We start from the raw sequence: 20,107 nt of genomic DNA on the forward strand, positions 1-20,107 counted from the left end.
CTGAGCTTGTCGAAGGGCCGTTCTTGCTTCTGCAGCGTCGAAAGAGAAGAACGGCGCTTCGACAAGCTCAGCACAAACGGATAGAGAAATTCCGGTAATGACCGACCTCACCCCCGACCACGCCGTCCGCTTTGCCACCGCGACCCTGTCGCATCTCGGCCGCGAATATCCCTACAAGATGGACCTGGTGCTGAACGGCCCCGAGGACGCACGGCCCCCGCGCGAGCATCACCCGATCTTTCACGGCAGTTTCGACTGGCATAGCTGCGTCCATGGTTGGTGGCAGATCCTTCGCCTTGCGCGCCTCTGTCCCGATCTGCCCGTCGCGGCCGAGATCCGCGCGCGCGCCGATGCGATGCTCGTGCCGGATAAGGTCGCGGGCGAGCTTGCCTTTCTGGGCCGGCCGATGGCGGCGGGCTTCGAGCGTCCCTATGGCTGGGCGTGGCTCCTCGCGCTGCATGTCGAGGCCGAACAGCACAACGCGCCTTGGGCGGCCGCGCTCGAACCGCTCGCGCTCGCCTTCGCGGCGCGCTTCCACGCCTTTCTGCCCAAGCTCACCTATCCTTTGCGCGTCGGCACCCATTTCAACATCGCCTTCGCGCTGCTCCTCGCGCGCCATTGGGCAGGAGGGCACGACCCCGCGCTCGTCGCCCTGGTCGATGCCCGCGCGCGCGACTGGTTTGCTGGCGACCGCGATTGTCAGGCATGGGAGCCCGGCGGCGACGAATTTCTCTCCTCGGCGCTGACCGAGGCGCATCTGATGGCGGTCGTGCTCGGCGATGCCTTCCCCGCGTGGTTCGACGCCTTTCTGCCCCGCGCAGCTGCGCATCAACCCGCAACGCTCTTCGCCCCCGCGACCGTGTCGGACCGCAGCGACGGTAAGATCGCGCATCTCGACGGCCTCAATCTCAGCCGCGCTTGGTGCTGGCGTGCGATCGCCGCCAAGCTCGGCGCCGCGCACCCCGTTACCCCCGTCGCCGAAGCCGCCGCCGAGCAGCACCTCGCCGCCGCGCTCCCGCACGTCACCGGCGACTATATGGGCGAACATTGGCTCGCGAGCTTCGCGCTCCTGGCATTGGACGGCCTCGCCGATTGACAAGCCCCCGCGTGGACGCAAGAGACGGCGTAAGAGGGGAAACGGACTGCACATGAAAACCCTGCGCCCGACATCGTTCGACGTCGCCGAGCGCGCGGGCGTGTCGCAGTCGACCGTCTCGCGCGCGCTGCGCAGCAGCCCCGGCGTCAACGCCGAAACGCGTGCCCGCGTCGCGCAGGCGGCGGCCGAGCTTGGCTATGTCGTCGATCGCCACGCCTCGTCGCTGCGCCTCAAGAGCAGCGAGACGATCGCGCTCGTCACCATCTGCCGCCCTGGCGAGGACCGCAGCGCGATCAACCCCTTTTATTTCGCGCTTCTCGGCAGCATCGCCGCCGCCACCTCGGCGCGCGGCTTCAACCTGCTCGTTTCCTTTCAGGAGAGCGAAGCCAATTTCCGCGCCGATTTCGTTCGCTCGGGGCTCGCCGACGCGATGATCGTCATCGGCACGACCAGCAACCGCGCCGCGTGGGATTATTTCGCCGCGGCGCAGGCATCGGGGCATGATTTCACCTGCTGGGGCAGCCCCGGCGGCGACTTCCACTGGATGCGCAGCGATAATGAGGTGGGCGGGCGCCTCGCCGCCGATCATCTCGTCGCCTCGGGCCGCCGCCGCCTCGCCTTTGTTGGCCCGCAGCGCTCGCCGCAGCGCCAGTTCGACGAGCGGCGCGACGGCTTCACCGCCGCGCTCGCCGCGCACGGCCTCGCCCCCGTCCTCGCCGAGCCGCCGCCGGCGGAAGATCGCCATGCAGAGGGCATCGCCGCCGCGCGCGCGTTGCTCGCCGCGCATCCCGACATCGACGGTATTTTCGCCGCCAGCGACATGCTCGCGCTGGGGGTGCTTCAGGGGATCAAGGATATGGGGCGCAGCGTGCCCGGCGACGTCGCGCTGATCGGCTTCGACGGCATCCGCGCCGGCACGCTCGCTGATCCCGCGCTCACCACGATCGAGCCCGATCTCGATGCCGCGGGCGAAGCGCTCGTCGCCATGGCGCTGGAAGATGATGCCCACGCCCGCGACGGCACCCGCATACCCGTCCGCCTCGCGGTGCGCGGTACCGCCTGACGCGATTGTTCGGGCGGGATCGTCATCCCGAATAACAAAGCTTCGGGACCGCGGCGTTTGTGTCCTTGTCCGGGAAAATTTCGGGCGCCGCCCGCGGACGAATGGCCGGGTTCGCGTGCATCATCCGCCGCCACCCCCTTGCAATTCCTGCCTTCCGGCGTAAGGCGGCGCGGACATAAACCCGCGCGTGCGACTCCGCTTGCCCCGCTCTCCTGGCTTGGGCGGCCGGCCGTCATTCCCCGCCGCGCCAACATGGGGACTGCTGACCTATGACCACCACCGGCCACGACACGCTGGGAACCCGCTCGACGCTGAGCGTCGGCGGCAAGAGCTACACTTATTATTCGCTCGAAAAGGCGGCAGCAAAGCTGGGCGACGTTTCGCGCCTGCCATTCAGCATGAAGGTGCTGCTCGAAAATCTGCTGCGCTTCGAGGACGGCGGCTTCACCGTCTCGACTGATGACGTCCAGGCGCTCGTCGACTGGCAAAAGGATCCCCATTCGAACCGCGAAATCCAGTATCGCCCGGCGCGCGTGCTGCTGCAGGATTTCACCGGCGTTCCCTGCGTCGTTGACCTTGCCGCGATGCGCGATGCGATTGCCAAGCTCGGCGGCGACACGACCAAGATCAACCCGCTCGTCCCCGTCCACCTCGTCATCGACCACTCGGTCATGGTCGACGAATTCGGCACGCCGAAGGCGTTCGAGCAGAATGTCGAGATCGAATATTATCGCAACGGCGAACGCTACGACTTCCTGAAATGGGGGTCGAAGTCGCTGTCGAACTTCAAGGCGGTGCCTCCGGGCACCGGCATCTGCCACCAGGTCAACCTCGAACATATCGCGCAGGCGGTGTGGTCGAGCGAAGATGCCGACGGCACCACCGTCGCCTATCCCGACACCTGCGTCGGCACCGACAGCCACACGACGATGATCAACGGCCTCGGCGTCCTCGGCTGGGGTGTCGGCGGGATTGAAGCGGAGGCGGCCATGCTCGGCCAGCCCGTGTCGATGCTGATCCCCGAAGTCGTCGGCTTCAAATTCACCGGCAAGCTGAAGGAAGGCGTCACCGCGACCGACCTGGTGCTCACCGCGACGCAGATGCTGCGCGCCAAGGGCGTCGTCGGTCGCTTCGTCGAATATTTCGGCCCCGGCCTCGCCTCGCTGAGCCTCGCCGACCGCGCGACGCTCGCCAATATGGCGCCCGAATATGGCGCGACCTGCGGCTTCTTCGGCATCGACGACAAGACGATCGATTACATGCGCCTGACCGGCCGCAGCGAAGAAAATATCGCGCTGGTCGAAGCCTATGCGAAGGCGCAGGGGCTGTGGATCGTCGACGGCGCGGCGGACCCCGTGTTCACCGACACGCTCGAACTCGACCTGTCGACCGTCGTCCCGTCGCTCGCCGGGCCGAAGCGGCCGCAGGATCGCGTCTCGCTTCCCGACGTAGACGATGTCTTCAACGCCGACATGGCAAAGGTCTATAACAAGGCGCAGACGCGCGTGCCGGTCGAGGGCAAGGATTTCGACATCGGCGACGGCGACGTCACCATTGCCGCGATCACCAGCTGCACCAACACCTCGAACCCCGGCGTTCTCGTTGCTGCGGGGCTCGTCGCCAAAAAGGCCGACGAGCTGGGCCTGAAGCCCAAGCCGTGGGTCAAGACCAGCCTTGCGCCGGGATCGCAGGTGGTCACCGACTATCTCGAAAAGGCCGGGCTGCAGAAACATCTCGACAATATCGGCTTCAACCTCGTCGGCTATGGCTGCACCACCTGTATCGGCAACTCGGGTCCGCTCGCCGAGCCGATTTCGAAGGCGATCAACGAGAATGGCCTCGTCGCCGCGGCCGTCATCTCGGGCAACCGCAACTTCGAAGGCCGCGTGTCGCCTGACGTGCGCGCCAACTTCCTCGCCTCTCCGCCGCTCGTTGTCGCCTATGCACTCAAGGGCACGGTGATCGAGGATTTCACCACCACCCCGATCGGCACCGGCAAGGACGGGCAGGACGTGTTCCTCAAGGACATCTGGCCGACCAACCAGGAAGTCGCCGACATGGTCGCCGGCGCGGTCGACCGCGACATGTTCGAGGCGCGCTACGCGCACGTCTACAAGGGCGACGCGCACTGGCAGAAGATCGAGGTCGAGGGCAGCGACACCTATCAGTGGCGCGCCGGCTCGACCTATGTCGCCAACCCGCCCTATTTCGAGGGCATGTCGATGACTCCGGCGCCGGTCAGCGACATCGTCGGGGCAAAGCCGCTCGCGATCCTCGGCGACAGCATCACCACCGACCATATTTCTCCGGCGGGCAGCATCAAGGCGGATTCGCCGGCCGGAAAATGGCTGATGGAACATCAGGTCAGCAAGGCCGACTTCAACAGCTACGGCGCCCGCCGCGGCCACCACGAAGTGATGATGCGCGGCACCTTCGCCAACATCCGCATCAAGAATGAAATGGTCCCCGGCATCGAAGGCGGCATGTCGCGCTATGGCCAGGAAGTCATGCCGATCTACGACGCCGCGATGCGCCACAAGGCCGACGGCACCCCGCTCGTCGTGATCGCCGGCAAGGAATATGGCACCGGCTCGTCGCGCGACTGGGCGGCGAAGGGCACCAACCTGCTCGGCGTCCGCGCCGTCATCGTCGAGAGCTTCGAACGTATCCACCGCTCGAACCTCGTCGGCATGGGCGTGCTGCCGCTCCAGTTCATCGAGGGTCAGACCCGCGAGACGCTGGGCCTGACCGGCGACGACAGCTTCACCATCACGGGCATCGCCGACATCAAGCCGCGCCAGACGGTGACGGTCGAAGTCACGCGCCCTGACGGTTCGACCTTCAGCTTCGATACGCTGTGCCGCATCGATACCGCGAACGAGGTCGAATATTATATGAACGGCGGCATCCTGCATTATGTGCTGCGCAAGCTCGCGGCCTGATTGCCGCAGGATAATCGGCAATATGCGCCCGCCCCCTTACCGGGGCGGGCGTTTTCTTTGGGGATAGGGCGATGAACCTGCTTCAGATCATGATCGAGGTGATCGGCTGGACCGCGGCCGCGATCATTCTGGCAAGCTATGTGCTGCTCTCGCTCGGCAAGCTCGAACCGCGCGGCGCGGCCTATCAATGGATGAACGTCGTCGGCGCCACCGGCTTCGTCATCAATTCAGGCTATAATGGTGCCTTGCCGTCCGCCGGCCTCAACATCATCTGGGCCGCGATCGGCCTTTTCACGCTGTGGAACGTGCGCCGTCTCAGCCGCGCGGACAGGTGCTGACCCCAAGCAGCGAATAGGCGGGGCAGCGGCTCGACAGGCCGGTGAGCAGCGGCACGACCCCGATATAGCCCCACGGGCCGATGCGTCCATAAGCCGCCAGAACGATCAGCATCACGCCGACGACGATCCGCAGCAGGCGGTCGATGGTGCCAACATTGCGTGCAAACATATCCAGACTCCCGATTGCAGGTGCGACACGGAAGTTTTGACGCGCGCGCGGCGCGCGGTCATTGCGCTGGATCAAGAGACGCGGCCCGCCCCTTTCGGGCCGGGCGGCGGGATGGTGGGCGCTGACGGGCTCGAACCGCCGACCCTCTCGGTGTAAACGAGATGCTCTACCAACTGAGCTAAGCGCCCCATCGCGTGGGAGCGGCGCCCCTGCCACAGCCAGACGCCGCTGGCAAGTCGCTGGCGTGTCAGCCGGGTGGGGGGTGATCGCGGTCGTCTCCCAGCGCCAGTTCGCGGCTCACCCCGATCGCGTCCAGAAAGGCGGGATCGTGGCTGACGACGATCAGCGCGCCGTCATAGGCCGCAAGCCCGGTTTCGATCGCGGCGAGCGAATCGAGATCGAGATGATTGCCGGGTTCGTCGAGGATCAGCATTTGCGGCGGCTGCGGCGCGCCGAGCACGCAGGCAAGCCCGGCGCGAAGCATCTGCCCGCCGCTGAGCGTGCCGACGATGCGGTCGGCGGCGTCGGCGCGAAAGCGGAAGCGTGCGAGCGCGGCGCGGCAGGCATTGTTGCCGACCCCGGGGTTGCGCCGCAGGAAATTGTCGGCGATCGAAAGTAGCGGATCGAGCAGCGCGACGCGCTGATCGAACAGCGCGAACGGCACACCGACGCGCACGCTCCCCGACCAGGGCGTCAGTGTTCCGGCGATCAGCGCGAGCAGCGTCGATTTGCCCGATCCGTTTGGACCGGTGATTGCCAATCGCTCGGGTCCCGTGATCGTGAGCGACAAATCATCGATGACGGGTGCGCCGCCGTCATAGCCCGCGCGGACATGCTCCAACGCTACGACCGTCCGCGAAGCCGGGAGGCCCGTCGACGGCAGCGCGATCGCCAGCGGATCTACGATCTCGATCCGGCTGCGCGCCGCGGCGAGCGCCTGCTCGGCCTGTCCCTGCTGGCGTTCGGCCAGCCGCCCGGCGGCAGCGCGTGATTCTTCGGCGCGGCGCTGCATTGCCCCCATCACGATGCGCGGCATGTCGCCGCGCGCCGCATTTTTCCGGCCCCGCGAATCGCGGCGATCCTGCCGCTCGGCGGCGGCCTGCGCTTGGCGATGGGCCTGATCGACGCGCTTCTCTGCGGTGGCAAGGTCGGCCTCGACGGCCGCTTGTTCGACCGCCTTGCGCGCGCAATAGGCGCTCCAGCCGCCGCCATAACGGGCGGCGCCCGTCGCGGTCAGTTCGACGATCGCATCCATTTCCTCGAGCAGTTCGCGGTCGTGACTAACGACGATCGCGCCGCCCTGCCAGTCGCGCAGGATCGCGCGCACCGTTTCACGGCCTTGCCGATCGAGATTGTTGGTCGGTTCGTCGAGCAGCAGAAAATCGGGCCGTGCGAACATCGCGCCGGCGAGCGCGGCGCGCGTGCGTTGCCCACCCGAAAGATGCACAAGCGGCGTTGCGGCATCGAGTGGCAGGTCGACACCGGCCAGCGCCTCGTCGATCCGCGACGCCAGCGTCCAGTCGGCCTCTGCGATGTCGTCGAGCGACGCCGTCCCCGCTTCGGCGCGCGCGAGCAGGGCCAGCGCGGTGCGCGCGCCGAACAGATCGGCAATCGTCGCATCGGCGGCAACCTGCACCGTCTGGTGCAGCATGGCGATGCGCGCGCCGCGGCTGATCGCGCCGTTCGTCGGCGTTGCCTCACCCGCGATCAGGCGCAACAGGGTCGATTTGCCGACGCCGTTGCGCCCGACGATACCCGTGCGTTCGGGGCGAAACTGAAGGTCGAGATCGGAAAATATGCGGCGACCGTCGGGGGTCGACCAGCCGAGGCGGGAGAGGGTGATCGTAGACATGGACAAGGCTTTCCTGAAGGCAAGGCTAGGGGCGATGCGTTCAGTTGCGGTCCATGATCCTCTGACTCCTTAAAAAGATGACGGATGACAGATAGCGTCCCGGTGGCGACCGGGCAAGAGCGTGCCGGCGTCAGAGCCAGCCGATCCGCTTGAAGCGCCAATAGAGGAGCGCGCACACGCTGCCCATCAGCCCGAGCGCGAAGGGATAGCCGAACGTCCAGCCGAGTTCGGGCATATGCTCGAAATTCATGCCGTAAATGCCCGCGATCGCGGTGGGCACGGCCAGAATTGCGGCCCAGGCCGCAAGCTGGCGCGTGATCGCGCCCTGCCGCTGCTGTTCGAGCAGATTGTTGGTGTCGACGACCGACGCCGCGACATCGCGCAATCCGACGAGGCGGAATTCGGCGCGCTGCACATGGTCCCAGATGTCGCGAAAAAAGGGGCGCACGGCATCGTCGATGCACGGCAGGTCGGCATCGCTGGTCAGGCGCGATGCAACATCCTTCATCAATCCGACCAGGCGTTGAAAACGGATGATCTCGTGCCGCTGGCCGTAAAGATGCCGGATGTCGTCAGCGTCGAGCGGCGTGTCCATGACGCTTTCCTCGACCGTGAGCAGCCGGTCCTCGATCGCGTCGATCACGGGGAAATAGCCGTCGACGATGAAATCGAGCACCGCATAGAGAACATAATCGGGGCCGTGCGCCAGTTTCGCCGGCAACGATTCGAGCCGTGCGCGCACCTCGCTGTGCGTCCGCGCCGACCCGTGACGGACACTCACGATGAAGTGACGGCCAAGGAAGAAGGCGGTTTCGCCCGACTGGATCGTATCGCCATCGCGATTGCCGGTGCTGGCGACGACGAACAATTGCTCGCCATAGGCTTCGACCTTTGGAAGCTGGTTGGCCTTCAGCGCATCTTCGACCGCCAGCGGATGCAGGCCGAAGCGCCTGGCGATCCCCTCAAGCTCGCCGGGGGTCGGCTCGAACAGGCCAAGCCAGAAGAAATCGCCGGGATCGCAATGGTCGGGAATCGCCTCGTTCGGGCCCAGCTCGCGCACGAGCTTGCCATCATTATAGAGGCGGGCGGCCTTGATCGGCATCGTCAAACTCCCTCGACTGCCCGCTGCAGATAGCGGCCCGGACGGCCGAGGGAAATAACTCAGGCCGGAAAGGCGTCGCGTACGCGGCGTTCGAGCACCGCAAGCGGGATGCGTCCGGCCCCGAGCACGACGTCGTGGAAGCGCTTGATATCGTAATCCCGGTGCGACGAAACCTCGTCACGCAGCCGGCTGATCGCGGTCTGACCGACCTTGTACGAACAGGCTTGCCCCGGATAGACGATATAGCGGTCGATCTCGGTTCGCGCCGAACTTGGCGTTTCGGACGAGTTTTCGACCATGAAGTCGATCGCCTGCTGGCGATTCCAGCCCTTGGCGTGCAGCCCGGTATCGACGACGAGACGCGACGCGCGAAACGCATAGGACGCCAGATAGCCGATCTCGCCGAGCGGATCGTCGTCGTACATCCCGAGCTCGGCCGCAACCTGCTCGGCATACAGCCCCCAGCCTTCGCCATAGGCCGTGACGTAAGAGGATTGGCGGTAAAGCGGCAAGGCCGCGTCTTCGAACTTCAGGGCATTTTCGAACAGATGCCCCGGTGCTCCCTCGTGGAAGGCGAGCGTCGGCAGCGTGTAGCGTGGCCATTCGTGCGTATCGCGCAGGTTGATGAAGAAAATGCCCGGGCGCGACCCGTCGGGAGTGCCAGCCTGCGCCGAACCGCCGGGGGCGCCGATCTCGATCTCGGGCGGGACGCGGCGGATTTCATAGGGCGCGCGCGGCATCCGGCTGAACACTTGCGGCAGGCGCGCGCGAATGGTGGTGAGCCGATCGTTGAGATAGGCGAGCAGCGCCGCGCGCCCCGTATCGTCATTGGCGAACAACTGGCCCTCGGTCGCGGTCAGCGCGTCGAGCCGCTGGCGCAAGCTGCCCTCTTTAAACCCCTGCGCCGTCAGCAGCTGGTCCATGCGCGCGTGCAGATCGGCAAGCTGGTCGAGCCCCAACTGATGGATCTGCTCGGCGGTCATGTCGGTGGTCGTGTGCTGCGCCAGTGTCGCCGCATAATAGGCGGGACCGTCCGGAAGGCGCGACACGCCCGCTTCGTCACCGGCTTTGGGGAGCAGCGCCGTCAGCACCTCGATCTGACGCGTCAGCGCGGCGCGGATCGGCCCTTCGAATATTGCCTGCGCACGTGCATCATAGCCGGTGAGGCCGGTGGCTTTGGCGCGGCGGGCGAGCGAGGCGACGATCGTCTTCGATGCCGCATCGCCGTCACGCAAACGGCCGAGTTGCTGCAGGGCCTGTTCGATGATGAAACGCGGCGCGACGACGCCCATCGCGGCATTGGCGCGCACGATCGCGCTATCATCGTCGAGCAGCGCCGGCGTTGCCGCCATTCGCGCGATATAGGCATCGGCGTCGGCCTTGGTCTTCACCGGATGCTGGCTGTCGAGAAAGGTGCTGACGCCGGTATAGAAGCCGCCGAGCTGCGTGACTGCATAGGGACCGGCGCGGTGCGCAAAGCCGCCGGTGTGATAGGGGAAGCGGGCCAGTCGCTCGCGGGCCACAAGATCGAATTCGGCGCTGTCATAGGCCACCCGCGCATTATCGCCGAGCGCACCGCGATCGATAGCGTGCAGTGCGGCAAGGTCGGTGTCGATCCGGCGGTCGCGTGCGGTCCGCGCGGCGGCCGACCAGTCGGGAAATCGCGCTCGCAGCCCGGCGCGCGCACCGATATCGAGGCCCAGGCTCGCGGCGCGGGTCGGGTCGTCGATCAGCGCCTGATCGAACTGGCGGGTGAGCAGTGCATCGAGACGCGCGTCGGCGCTGTCCGCACCCCATGCCGGCATCGCAAGCCCCGCCGACGCCATGCCCATGCCCGCCAGCAGCGTCCGGCGATCCAGTGCGAAATCGATCATATTTGTCCTCCTGTCATGCCGCGGACCCTATGGTTTCGGGGGCTTTGCCGCAAGCATGTGTATTGGTCGAATAAAACCCCTTGCCAAGCATGCGCTACAAATGTAGCACGCTACAAATGTAGCGCAAAAGGTGATTCGCATGTTGTCGAGCTTGCCCCCGCGGGAACGCGAAATTGTCGATATTCTTTACGAACGTGGTGCGTCGACCGTGACCGAAATCGGCGAGGCTTTGCCCGCCGAACTGTCCGGATCGGCGATCCGCGCGATGCTCAAGCGGCTCGAGGCCAAGGGCTTCGTCGTTCGCGAGGCATCGGATCGCGGCTTTCTCTATGCGCCGAGCGTCGAAGAGAAGACGGCGAGCAAATCGGCGCTGACCCAGGTGGTGCGCGTCTTTTTCAACGGATCGGCGACCAGCGCCGCCGCGGCGCTGCTCGGCATGCAGGACAAGATGAGTGCGGGCGATCTCGATGAGCTGGAAAAGCTGATCGCCGAAGCGCGCGAAGGGAGGACGAAATGATGATCACCGCCGCGACCCTGCTGGGTCTTGCCTGGAAATCGGCGATCATCGCCGGGCTGACGCTGGTGTTGCTGCGCCTCGCGCGGTCGCGTTCGGCAGGCGAGCGTTCGCTTATCGCGCACGCCGGGCTGGCGGCGCTGCTGCTGCTGCCCGCGGCGACCCTGGCGCTTCCTGAATGGGCCCCGCTGCCCGCCGACTGGGTCGAAGCATCTGCGCCTGCAATGTCGGCGCCGCCGGCGGTTGTCGAGGCGCCTCCCGCGGCGGCGGCTCAGCCCGGCGCTGCGGCGTCGGCCATGGCTGCGGGTAGCAAAGCCGATGCCGGTTGGACGCTGCCCGCGATGGCCGACCTCGCCATATGGGTTTACAGCTTTCCCCTGTTCCTGCTTGCCCTTTTGATGACGGTTGCCGTGGTGCGGCTGTTCGCGATGCGCGGACGGGCCGACGTGCTGGTTCAGCCTTCGTGGCTGTCGGCGCTCGCCGAAGCGCAACGGCGGATGGGCTTCAAGCACGGGACCGCGCTGTTGGTCAGCAACGAACTGCGCTCGCCGATCAGTTGGGGCGTGGTCCGCCCGACGATCGTGCTCAACCCGGCCGCCGTCGATGCCGTGGCCGAGGCCGAGGCGATCATAGCGCACGAACTGGCGCATGTCGCGCGGCTCGACTGGGCGAAGCTGCTCGCGGCGCGCCTTGCCTGCGCGCTGTTCTGGTTCAATCCGCTCGTCTGGATGCTGGCGCGCGAAAGCCATCAATTGCGCGAGGAAGCGGCCGATGATGCCGTGCTGCTCGCCGACATCGACGGTCCCGACTATGCCTCGCTGCTCGTCGGTGCGGCGCGTCACGACAATCAGGGCGCGCTGCTTGCCGCCCACGGCGTCGCGCCGGCGCAGAACAGCCTGAAACGCCGGATCACCCGCGTGCTCGACGGCAGCCTGAAGCGCGGACCCGCCAGTGCGAGCTGGGTTCTGATGAGCCTGGTGCTGCTCGCCGGCGTATCGGCGCCGCTCGCCGCCTTTTCCGCGACCGCCACACCGTCCGCGTCGGGGCCTGTCCACACCCCCGTCGCAACCGCCCCGGCCGCGGCATTGCAGTCCGCCGCGGCCGTGGGTTCGGCGGCCGAGCGGACCGACAAGCCGGCCTCTGCTGCTGCCGGCAAGCCGCTGTCGCCCGACGATCTTGTCGGCATGCGCGCGGTCGGCGTGACGCCCGACGATGTCCGCAAGATGCGCGAAAGCGGCCATGCCGATGCCGACGACATTATCGCGGCCAAGGCGACCGGCGTCGACCCGGCCTATATCAACGCGATGCGCCGTGTCTTTCCGAACGCCGATGTCGGCGATCTGGTTGGCGCGAAAGCGGTGGGCATCGACCCGGCCTATGCCCGCGACATGCGCCGCTATTTCCCCGATGTGAATCTCGACGATCTGACGGCGATGCGCGCCATGGGCGTCACCGGCGACTATGTCCGCCAGATGCGTGCCGCGGGCCGCGCGATGCGCGACCCCGACGATGCGATCGAGGCGCGCGCGCTGGGCAATTGGGGCGGGGCCTATAGCGAAGTCCGGTCCAGTTCGGGCGCGACCGCGCGCATCGGACCGGACGGAACGCTCGAGGCGCGCAGCGCCGACGGCAAGGTCACGCGGATAAGTCCGCCGCGCCCGCCAGCGCCGCCCGAAAATCCCGCGGCGCCGCAGGACTGACCCTTCGGCCACTGGCCGAAGCCAAGCCGCCGCTCATCGAAGCCCGATTTTGAAACGCCGCTGCGGCGGCGAGCGATGACGCTCGCCCGGCGCACGGAGGAGGAGTGCCCCCAATGAAACCACAATCGAAGACATTATTTGTCGCAGCCGGCAGCGTGCTGTTGACCCTGATCGCCTGCGCCGCCCCTGCGCAGCCGACCGCGGCCTCGGCCCAGGAAGCCAGCGCGATCCGCTGGGATGTTTCGCAACCCGACGACGGCGACGGCGATCCGCGCCTGCAGCTTCGTGCCAAGCAATCGACCAGCAGCATCGCTCTCGACGGTGCCCGCGCGGAATTTTCAGCGGCGCGGGACACGCTGGGCGGCGGGCGCGGCCCGGTCAGCTTCAGCGTGGTGCACACGGCGGGCCGCCTCGATTGCACGGGCAGTCTGCACGCAGCCTATGAGGGCGAGGGACAATGCCGCTTTGCGCCCGATGCCGGCTTCGCGACCGCGCTGGAGAGCCGCGGTGTCGGCGCGCCGACGCGCAAGGAACAACTCGCCATGTTGATGGTCGATGCGACGGTCGAACTGGCCGACGGCCTGATCGAGGCGGGGCTTCGTCCGCACACCGGCGAACTTGTCGCGGCGGCCGCGTTGAAGGTGACGCCCGCCTATGTCCGCGACCTCCAATCGGGCGCGCTTCGGCTCACCTCGATCAACGATGCGATCGCGTGCAAGGCGCTGGGCGTCGACCGCGACTATGTGCGCGGGCTGGCAGAGGCCGGTTACGCAAAGCTGAGCTCCGACCAGGTGATCAGCATGAAGGCGTTGGGGATTACCCCCGACTATGCGCGCTCGATGAATGCGGCAGCCGGAGGCACGCAGTGATGCGGATGACGAGCGCAATGGCGCTGGCGGCCGCCCTTGCCGCATCGATGTCGGCGACGACGGCGTGCGCGCAGGATGCGGCGGTCGACAGTGCAGCCCCGCCGCCGGTCCCGGCTCCGGCCGCCGCTCCGGCGAGTGGCGGCAGCGCGCGGCAGGTCTTCACCCCCGCCGACTTCGTCCGCTACGCGCCCAAGAACGCCTATGACATGCTCAATCAGGTTCCGGGCTTTTCGATCCGCGACAATGAACAGCTCCGCGGGCTGGGGCAGGCGACGGGCAATGTCCTGTTCAACGGCGAGCGTCCGTCGACGAAGTCGGACGATATGGTGACATTGCTGTCGCGCATTCCCGCCGGAAATGTCGAGCGCATCGAAATCGTCGATGGCGCCTCGCTCGATATTCCCGGCTTGTCGGGGCAGGTGGCGAATATCGTTTATCGCGCCGACGATTTTTCGGGCCAATTTGCGTGGAAGCCCGAGTTTCGCGCTCATTATGCGCATCCGCTCTACACGCGCGGCGACATTTCGGTCCGTGGCCGCAAGGGAACGATCGAATATGAACTGGGTCTCTATAACAATGATTCGGCGCGCAGTTCCGCGGGTGGGCCGACGATCATCACCGACGGCGACGGCAACATCATCGAGCGCCGCCACGATGTCTGGCGCAGTCCCTATGACACGCCGAAGCTTTCAGGGCGGCTGACCTGGGACGGCCCCGCCGATACGGTGGGCCATCTGGGCGCCCATTATCAGCGCATCTACAATCCCTATGTCGAATTCGGGCGTCGGACGCGCGACGGCGCCCCCGACGAATATCGCACCGTTCGCGAAAATCCGAACAGCTGGAACTACGAAGTCAACGGCGATTACCAGTTCGGGGTCGGCCCCGGAAAGCTGAAGCTGATCGGGCTGCGGCGCTTCAGCCATGAACCCTATTCGCAGGAAGTGATCACCAGCTTTTCGGACGGATCGCCCGCGGTGGGCGATCGCTTTACCCAGACGGGCGATATCGGCGAGACGATCGCGCGCGGCGAATATCAGTGGAAGATGCTGGGCGGCGATTGGGAGTTGTCGGGGGAGGCGGCCTTCAACACGCTCGACAATGTCGCGGCGCTTTATACGCTCGATCCGACGGGGGCTTTCGTCGAGCTTCCGTTCCCGGGCGGCACCGGCGGCGTGAAGGAGGATCGCTACGAAAGCCTGTTGAGCTTTGGCCGCAAGATCACCGACAAGCTGAACGTGCAGATCGTGGCCGGCGCCGAACGGTCGACGATCACGCAAAGCGGCGCGAACGGACTGACGCGCAGTTTTTTCCGTCCGAAGGGATCGCTGTCGATCGCGTGGGCGCCGGCGCCCGATTTTGATATGTCGCTCAAGATTCGCCGCCGTGTGCTGCAGTTGAGCTTCTACGACTTCCTTGCGCGCGCCTTTCTGAACGACGACAACCAGAATGGAAGCAACACCGATCTGCGGCCGCAGCAGGATTGGAGCTATGAACTGGAGGTCAACAAGCGGTTCGGGGCGTGGGGATCGACGAAGCTGTTCTTCGTGTACCGCGACGTCGAAGACCGGGTCGATGTGATCCCGATCGGCGATGGCGAAGGCGTCGGTAACATTGCCAAGGCGCGCGCCGGCGCGATCGACTGGACCTCGACGATCAATCTCGATCCGGCCGGCATCAAGGGCATGAAGATCGAAGCGCGGCTGCTGCTTCAGAAAAGTTCGCTGCGCGATCCCTTCACCGGCGAGACGCGCCAGTGGAACGGCTTTACCGACCGGGTCGTCGAGCTGAGCCTGCGCCACGATATTCCCGGCAGCGACTGGGCCTGGGGCACGAGCGCCAACCATTCGCATTACCAGCCGGTCTATCGCCGCAACCAGATCGACACCGCGTGGGAGGGGCCTGTGTTCGCCAACATCTTTGTCGAAAACAAGGATGTGTTCGGCCTGACGGTCCGTGCGACGGTGGCGAACATCCTCAATGCAAGGTCGAAGCGCGACCGTACGGTGTGGACGGGATTGCGCGGCGAAAGCCCGATTGCCTTCGTCGAAAAGCGCGACCGGTTGATCGGGCCGATCTTCGCTTTCTCGGTTCGCGGGAAATTCTAGAGCGGGCGATCCGATTGCATCGGATCGCCCGCTCTAGATTCTTGTTTTTCCGCATTTTCTGAATCGTCAGGTGATTCCACCTGACTGGAAAATGCTCTACGCCGCGTAGGCGTCGATCGCGGCGAGATGACGCGCCTTGGCGTCGTCATCGAGGAAGGCGCCGAGAAAACTGTTGCGGGCGAGCGTGACAAGCTCGTCCCGCGACAGGTCGAGCGCATCGGCGACGGCGGTGTAATTGGCGTTCACATAGCCGCCGAAATAGCTGGGGTCGTCGCTGTTCACGGTGGCAAGAAGCCCGGCGTCCAGCATCGTCTTGAGCGGATGCGCGGTCATGTCGTCTACGACGCAAAGCTTGAGATTGGAAAGCGGGCACACGGTCAGGCACATCGCGTCATCGGCGAGCCGCGCGACGAGGGCTTCGTCCTCGAGGCTGCGATTGCCGTGATCGATGCGATCGACGCCCAGAAGATCGAGCGCTTCGTGCACATATGCCGGCGGCCCCTCCTCACCGGCATGGGCGACGAGGCGCAGGCCGAGGTTGCGGGCGCGGGCGAAGACTCGCTGGAACTTGGCGGGCGGGTGGCCGACTTCGGACGAATCGAGGCCGACACCGTCGATCCGGTCGAGCCAAGGGCGCGCTTCGTCGAGCGTCGCCTCTGCCTCCTCCTCGCTGAGATGGCGCAGAAAGCACATGATGAGCCGCGAGCTCATGTCATACCGGGCCTGCGCATCGTCGAGCGCGCGGGTGATACCGCCGACGACGGTCGCGAAGGGGATGCCGCGCGCCGTGTGGCCCTGCGGATCGAAGAAGATTTCGCTGTGGCGAACGCCATCGGCATGCGCGCGCGCGAGATAGGCGGCCGTCAGGTCGTAGAAATCCTGTTCGGTCTGCAGAACGCCCATCCCCTGATAATAGATGTCGAGAAAATCCTGCAGGTTCGAAAAGGCATAGGCCGCGCGGACATCATCGACGGTCGCGAAGGGGATGGCGATGCCGTTGCGCCGCGCGAGTTCGAACATCAGTTCGGGTTCGAGCGACCCTTCGATATGAAGGTGCAACTCCGCCTTCGGGAGCGCAGCGATAAAGGCCGCCCGGTCCGCCGGGGTAGCAAAAGCGTCAGCCATGCGGCGTCTCCGTTCCTTCGCGCAGGATGATCGCCGCCTCGGGCTTGTGGCGGCGTATTTCGTCGACCGTCAGCCCGTCGATTTCGTGCGGGAAGATTAGCCATTGGTCGGTTTCATGGACGAAGAAGTCGGGCTTGAGATCGGTGACGTTGCGGCGCGGTTTGTAATAGACGGTCGCGATCCGGATATCGCGCGGCATGTTGTGGCGGCATCGCGCCCTGAGTTCGGCAAGAAAGGCCCGGATGCTGCGGCCGCTGTCGAAAACATCATCGATGATGAGCAGCCGGTCGTCGGGATCGAGCGTATCGATCAGATAGCCGAGCGCGAAAACCTTCACCTGCGTGTCCTGGCGGTCGATGCCGTGATAGGAGGAGGTGCGGATCGCGATATGGTCGCTGTGGACGCCGTGATATTCCAGCAATTCCTGGACCGCGATGCCGACGGGGGCCCCGCCGCGCCAGATGCCGACGAGATGTGTCGGCGCAAAACCGCTGTCGATCACCTGCATGCCGAGCCGCAACGAGTCGGCAAGAAGGTCGTTGGCGCTGATGTAGATCTTGTCGGTGGTCATGGGCCGGAGTTATACGCAGGCGAAGCGCCGGGCAAGGCGCGGCGACGGGGCGTCCTCTCCCCCCGGCCGCCCGGGCCGCCCCGCAGCCAAGATGCTATTTGCGGGTGGCGGCGGTCTGGTCGCGCAGCGCCTTGAACTCGCTGCCGCTCTTCCAGCCGGGCCATTTGCCCGAGCGCGCGAGTTCGTCGCCGATCGTGTAGAAGAGCGCGATATCCTGGGCGGCGCCCGCCAGATTCCAGCTTTCGTCCCACGCGTCGCAAGCCTGATGGTAACAGCGGCCGGTATAGTCATCGACCCATTTTTGCCCTGCTTCCTTGCCGCCGTCGACAAGGTCGGACACGCCGGCGATGCCCATGAGCAGCAGCACGGGGACGCCGCGCTTGGCCATGCTGAAATGGTCGGCGCGGAAGAAGAGGCCGCGTTCGGGGAGGCTTTCGGGCGACACGGTGCGGCCCTGCATCGCGGCGACGCGGGCAAGATCATCCTCGAGCGTGCCCTGGCCCTTGCCGACGAGAATGACGTCCTTTGACTTGCCTGCCGTCTGAAGAATGTCGATGCCAAGGTTCGCCACCGTCTTTTCAACCGGATAGACGGGCGCCTGCGCATAGGCCTCCGACCCGAGAAGGCCGCGCTCTTCGGCGGTCCAGAAGGCGAAAAGCAGCGTGCGATCGGTGGGCGGTGCGGCCTTGAAACCGCGCGCGATTTCGATCAGCGCTGCAACGCCGAGCGCGTCGTCGTTCGCACCGGCGCGGTAGATGCGGCCCTTTTCGTCGGGTTTGCCCTCGCCATAGGCATCCCAATGCGCGCCATACATCACGACCTCGTCGGCACGGTCGGTGCCCGAGATTTTGGCGAGAACATTCTGACTGCGCACGACTTCATGCGTGACCGGAATCGATGCCCGAAAGCCGGTGCCGAGGTCGACGGGACGAAAATCCTTGCGCCGGGCGGCAATGCGCAGCTTTGCGAGATCCCGACCGGCGGATGCAAACAGCCGGGTCGAGGCTTCGCTCGAAATCCAGCCCTGAAGCGCAAGGCTGGTCGCCTTTTCGGGTGGTACGACGAGGCTGTAGTTTTCGCCGCCGGGGCTTTTCACGACGTTCCAGCCATAGCCTGCGCCGTCGGTGTCGTGGACGATCAGCGCCGCGATGGCGCCGCGGCGGGCCGCTTCTTCGAACTTGTAGGTCCAGCGGCCATAGTAGGTCATCGTGCGGCCGCCGAATTTGCCGAAGCTGTCTTCGCCCTTCGTCGCGACGAAATCCGGATCGTTGACCAGAAAGACCGCGACCTTGCCCTTGAGATCGACGCCCTTGAAGTCGTCCCAGCCGCGTTCGGGCGCGTGGACGCCATAGCCGACGAAGACCATCGGCGCGTCGGCGATCGCCGCCACATCCTTGTCCTGCTGGCTCGACACATAGATATCGGTGCCGAGGGTGAGGGGGGTGGCGCTGCCCTGCCGGTCGAAGGCGAGTGCGGTCGGGGTGCCGAGGCGCGTATGGAGCAGCGGCACGGGCTGCGTCCATTCGCCGTTCGGGCCGGCGGGTTCGAGCCCGAGCGCCTGAAGCCGGCCGATCAGATAGCCGACGGTACGCTCTTCGCCGACCGTTCCGGGGGCGCGACCCTGAAACTGGTCCGAGGCGAGGGTGCGGACCGTCTCGGTCAGATTGGCGGTGCTGATATCCTGCGCAAGTGCGGGGACGGCAAGGGCGGCAGCGAGCAGGGCGGCGAGAGGGCGCAGAAACATCAGGGGAGCGGGCTCCGTTGGTTGGGGAAGCGCCGACCCTAGCAGGATGCGCGGCAATTGGAACCGCCGTGGAGCAGGGAGGGCGAGAGGCGCCCGCCTATCCGCTCGCCAGCTTGCGATAGCGCGAAGGCGGAACGCCGAAATGGCGCGTGAAGCGCGTCGTGAAATGACTTGGTGTGGCAAAGCCGGTCGATAGTGCGATGTCGGTGATCGTCCGGTCGCCTTCGCGCAATAGCCGCGCGCCCTCTGCGAGGCGGGCATCGAGGATATACTGCCAGGGCGAGCAGCCGAAGGCGGTGCGGAAGGCGGCGGTGAAGCGCCGCACGTCCATCCCGACGAGCGCCGCGAGGCTTGCCAGATCGTGCGGATCGTCGAGCGTCGCATAGATGGCATCGACCAGAAGGCGGCGGTCTTGCGTATCGAATGCGGGCCGGCGCGGGGGCGGGGCCGCCGGGCGCCCATATTGGTGGCGGAGATGCAGTTCGATTCCGTTCGCGATCGCGTGCGCGGCCATGGCGCCGACATCGTCGGCCGGGTCGGCGATCAATTCGGCAAGCCGCGCGGCGGCGGCAGCAAGAAAGGGATCGCGGTGCCGGACGCGGGCGGGAAATTCGCCGCCGGCAAGGAGCGGCGGGGGCAGGCCGATTTCGACGAACCGTGCGAATCCGCCCTGCGCGAGGGCGGCGTAGCGCGAGGCGGCCGGCACCATCCAGATGTCACCGGGAGCGGGCAAAGCGCGCCCCGACGGTCCGTTCGAAAAGACGCATTCCATGCGGTCGAGCCGGCCGTCGAGGTGGACGATGATCGTGTGACGATCCTGTTCGATGGTCCAATCGGTCGGCAGAGCCAGTTGCTCGGTGGCAGCGACGACGTCCATCCGGCCAAGCATCGCGTGCGCACGCCGCACGACATGCCGCGGTGAAAGCGGCCGGCTGCCGTCCCATGGACCGGGGTGCGGGTTGGTCAATCAAGCTCCTTGCGAGTCCCCACGACTCGATGTGCCCGATTTGAAAACTGCGCCGGATTCGGGAAGCGGGCAA

16 protein-coding genes and 1 tRNA gene are annotated in these 20,107 nt (G+C 66.0%); 8 read left to right on the forward strand and 9 right to left on the reverse strand.

The features are described 5' to 3' along the window. Positions 1-97 precede the first annotated feature (97 nt). The 4 genes from ATE59_RS02750 (at position 98) to ATE59_RS02765 (ending at position 5,439) form a co-directional block, all read left to right on the forward strand. On the forward strand, positions 98-1,096 hold the full coding sequence (locus ATE59_RS02750; RefSeq protein ID WP_003043333.1) for a DUF2891 domain-containing protein: 999 nt from the start codon (positions 98-100) through the stop codon (positions 1,094-1,096). 52 nt (positions 1,097-1,148) lie between these two features. Continuing rightward, positions 1,149-2,159, forward strand: a complete 1,011-nt coding sequence (locus ATE59_RS02755; RefSeq protein ID WP_058811105.1) for a LacI family DNA-binding transcriptional regulator — start codon at positions 1,149-1,151, stop codon at positions 2,157-2,159. 269 nt (positions 2,160-2,428) lie between these two features. Then, a complete protein-coding gene (gene acnA, locus ATE59_RS02760) occupies positions 2,429-5,101 on the forward strand; it encodes an aconitate hydratase AcnA (protein ID WP_058811106.1) in 2,673 nt (890 codons plus the stop codon). Between the two features lie 71 nt (positions 5,102-5,172). Then, positions 5,173-5,439 (forward strand): CBU_0592 family membrane protein, encoded by a 267-nt coding sequence (locus ATE59_RS02765; RefSeq protein WP_003043326.1) that lies wholly within the window; start codon positions 5,173-5,175, stop codon positions 5,437-5,439. Here ATE59_RS02765 and ATE59_RS02770 read toward each other — a convergent pair. From ATE59_RS02770 to ATE59_RS02790, 5 genes are all read right to left on the reverse strand, one after another. Next, on the reverse strand, positions 5,417-5,608 hold the full coding sequence (locus tag ATE59_RS02770; RefSeq protein WP_040589835.1) for a YgaP family membrane protein: 192 nt from the start codon (positions 5,606-5,608) through the stop codon (positions 5,417-5,419). The genes ATE59_RS02765 and ATE59_RS02770 overlap by 23 nt on opposite strands. Positions 5,609-5,720: 112 nt before the next feature. Further along, positions 5,721-5,796 (reverse strand) — tRNA-Val (locus ATE59_RS02775). Between the two features lie 59 nt (positions 5,797-5,855). Next, complete coding sequence (locus tag ATE59_RS02780) at positions 5,856-7,460, reverse strand: ABC-F family ATP-binding cassette domain-containing protein (RefSeq protein ID WP_058811107.1); 1,605 nt, start codon at positions 7,458-7,460, stop codon at positions 5,856-5,858. 130 nt (positions 7,461-7,590) lie between these two features. Next, positions 7,591-8,562, reverse strand: coding sequence for a magnesium and cobalt transport protein CorA (locus tag ATE59_RS02785; protein ID WP_003043194.1), 972 nt, complete (start codon positions 8,560-8,562; stop codon positions 7,591-7,593). A gap of 59 nt (positions 8,563-8,621) precedes the next feature. Then, on the reverse strand, positions 8,622-10,436 hold the full coding sequence (locus ATE59_RS02790; protein ID WP_058811108.1) for a DUF885 domain-containing protein: 1,815 nt from the start codon (positions 10,434-10,436) through the stop codon (positions 8,622-8,624). 139 nt (positions 10,437-10,575) lie between these two features. Here ATE59_RS02790 and ATE59_RS02795 point away from each other — a divergent pair, with 139 nt between their 5' ends. The 4 genes from ATE59_RS02795 to ATE59_RS02810 all read left to right on the forward strand — a co-directional run bounded on the left by ATE59_RS02795 (position 10,576) and on the right by ATE59_RS02810 (position 15,627). Further along, positions 10,576-10,953: a BlaI/MecI/CopY family transcriptional regulator gene (locus ATE59_RS02795; RefSeq protein WP_003043189.1), complete on the forward strand. Its 378-nt coding sequence runs from the start codon at positions 10,576-10,578 to the stop codon at positions 10,951-10,953. After that, positions 10,950-12,650 carry a M56 family metallopeptidase gene (locus tag ATE59_RS02800; RefSeq protein ID WP_058811109.1) on the forward strand — a complete coding sequence of 567 codons (1,701 nt, stop codon included), beginning with the start codon at positions 10,950-10,952 and terminating at the stop codon, positions 12,648-12,650. Before ATE59_RS02795 ends, ATE59_RS02800 begins: the two co-directional genes overlap by 4 nt. Before the next feature lie 113 nt (positions 12,651-12,763). Further along, positions 12,764-13,519, forward strand: coding sequence for a hypothetical protein (locus tag ATE59_RS02805; RefSeq protein WP_058811110.1), 756 nt, complete (start codon positions 12,764-12,766; stop codon positions 13,517-13,519). Further along, a complete protein-coding gene (locus ATE59_RS02810) occupies positions 13,519-15,627 on the forward strand; it encodes a TonB-dependent receptor plug domain-containing protein (RefSeq protein WP_058811111.1) in 2,109 nt (702 codons plus the stop codon). Before ATE59_RS02805 ends, ATE59_RS02810 begins: the two co-directional genes overlap by 1 nt. Before the next feature lie 96 nt (positions 15,628-15,723). Here ATE59_RS02810 and ATE59_RS02815 read toward each other — a convergent pair whose 3' ends face one another. The 4 genes from ATE59_RS02815 to ATE59_RS02830 all read right to left on the reverse strand — a co-directional run bounded on the left by ATE59_RS02815 (position 15,724) and on the right by ATE59_RS02830 (position 20,034). Next, positions 15,724-16,752: an adenosine deaminase gene (locus ATE59_RS02815; RefSeq protein WP_058811112.1), complete on the reverse strand. Its 1,029-nt coding sequence runs from the start codon at positions 16,750-16,752 to the stop codon at positions 15,724-15,726. After that, positions 16,745-17,323 carry a phosphoribosyltransferase gene (locus tag ATE59_RS02820; protein ID WP_003043171.1) on the reverse strand — a complete coding sequence of 193 codons (579 nt, stop codon included), beginning with the start codon at positions 17,321-17,323 and terminating at the stop codon, positions 16,745-16,747. The genes ATE59_RS02815 and ATE59_RS02820 overlap by 8 nt, the downstream gene beginning before the upstream one ends. A 94-nt stretch (positions 17,324-17,417) precedes the next feature. Beyond that, complete coding sequence (locus tag ATE59_RS02825; RefSeq protein WP_058811113.1) at positions 17,418-19,067, reverse strand: M28 family metallopeptidase; 1,650 nt, start codon at positions 19,065-19,067, stop codon at positions 17,418-17,420. 97 nt (positions 19,068-19,164) lie between these two features. Then, positions 19,165-20,034, reverse strand: coding sequence for a helix-turn-helix transcriptional regulator (locus tag ATE59_RS02830; protein ID WP_156416696.1), 870 nt, complete (start codon positions 20,032-20,034; stop codon positions 19,165-19,167). Positions 20,035-20,107 lie beyond the last annotated feature (73 nt).

The organism is Sphingopyxis sp. A083, from assembly GCF_001468495.1.
Lineage (GTDB): Bacteria > Pseudomonadota > Alphaproteobacteria > Sphingomonadales > Sphingomonadaceae > Sphingopyxis > Sphingopyxis terrae.

What these genes read in the sequence shown, in the direction of transcription:
- ATE59_RS02755 (WP_058811105.1), top strand. Translation starts at nt 1,149, where the DNA reads ATGAAAACCCTGCGCCCGACATCGTTCGACGTCGCCGAGCGCGCGGGC.
- ATE59_RS02780 (WP_058811107.1), bottom strand. Translation starts at nt 7,460, where the DNA reads ATGTCTACGATCACCCTCTCCCGCCTCGGCTGGTCGACCCCCGACGGT.
- acnA (WP_058811106.1), top strand. Translation starts at nt 2,429, where the DNA reads ATGACCACCACCGGCCACGACACGCTGGGAACCCGCTCGACGCTGAGC.
- ATE59_RS02800 (WP_058811109.1), top strand. Translation starts at nt 10,950, where the DNA reads ATGATGATCACCGCCGCGACCCTGCTGGGTCTTGCCTGGAAATCGGCG.
- ATE59_RS02785 (WP_003043194.1), bottom strand. Translation starts at nt 8,562, where the DNA reads ATGCCGATCAAGGCCGCCCGCCTCTATAATGATGGCAAGCTCGTGCGC.
- ATE59_RS02820 (WP_003043171.1), bottom strand. Translation starts at nt 17,323, where the DNA reads ATGACCACCGACAAGATCTACATCAGCGCCAACGACCTTCTTGCCGAC.
- ATE59_RS02805 (WP_058811110.1), top strand. Translation starts at nt 12,764, where the DNA reads ATGAAACCACAATCGAAGACATTATTTGTCGCAGCCGGCAGCGTGCTG.
- ATE59_RS02790 (WP_058811108.1), bottom strand. Translation starts at nt 10,436, where the DNA reads ATGATCGATTTCGCACTGGATCGCCGGACGCTGCTGGCGGGCATGGGC.
- ATE59_RS02825 (WP_058811113.1), bottom strand. Translation starts at nt 19,067, where the DNA reads ATGTTTCTGCGCCCTCTCGCCGCCCTGCTCGCTGCCGCCCTTGCCGTC.
- ATE59_RS02770 (WP_040589835.1), bottom strand. Translation starts at nt 5,608, where the DNA reads ATGTTTGCACGCAATGTTGGCACCATCGACCGCCTGCTGCGGATCGTC.
- ATE59_RS02750 (WP_003043333.1), top strand. Translation starts at nt 98, where the DNA reads ATGACCGACCTCACCCCCGACCACGCCGTCCGCTTTGCCACCGCGACC.
- ATE59_RS02765 (WP_003043326.1), top strand. Translation starts at nt 5,173, where the DNA reads ATGAACCTGCTTCAGATCATGATCGAGGTGATCGGCTGGACCGCGGCC.
- ATE59_RS02815 (WP_058811112.1), bottom strand. Translation starts at nt 16,752, where the DNA reads ATGGCTGACGCTTTTGCTACCCCGGCGGACCGGGCGGCCTTTATCGCT.
- ATE59_RS02795 (WP_003043189.1), top strand. Translation starts at nt 10,576, where the DNA reads ATGTTGTCGAGCTTGCCCCCGCGGGAACGCGAAATTGTCGATATTCTT.
- ATE59_RS02810 (WP_058811111.1), top strand. Translation starts at nt 13,519, where the DNA reads ATGCGGATGACGAGCGCAATGGCGCTGGCGGCCGCCCTTGCCGCATCG.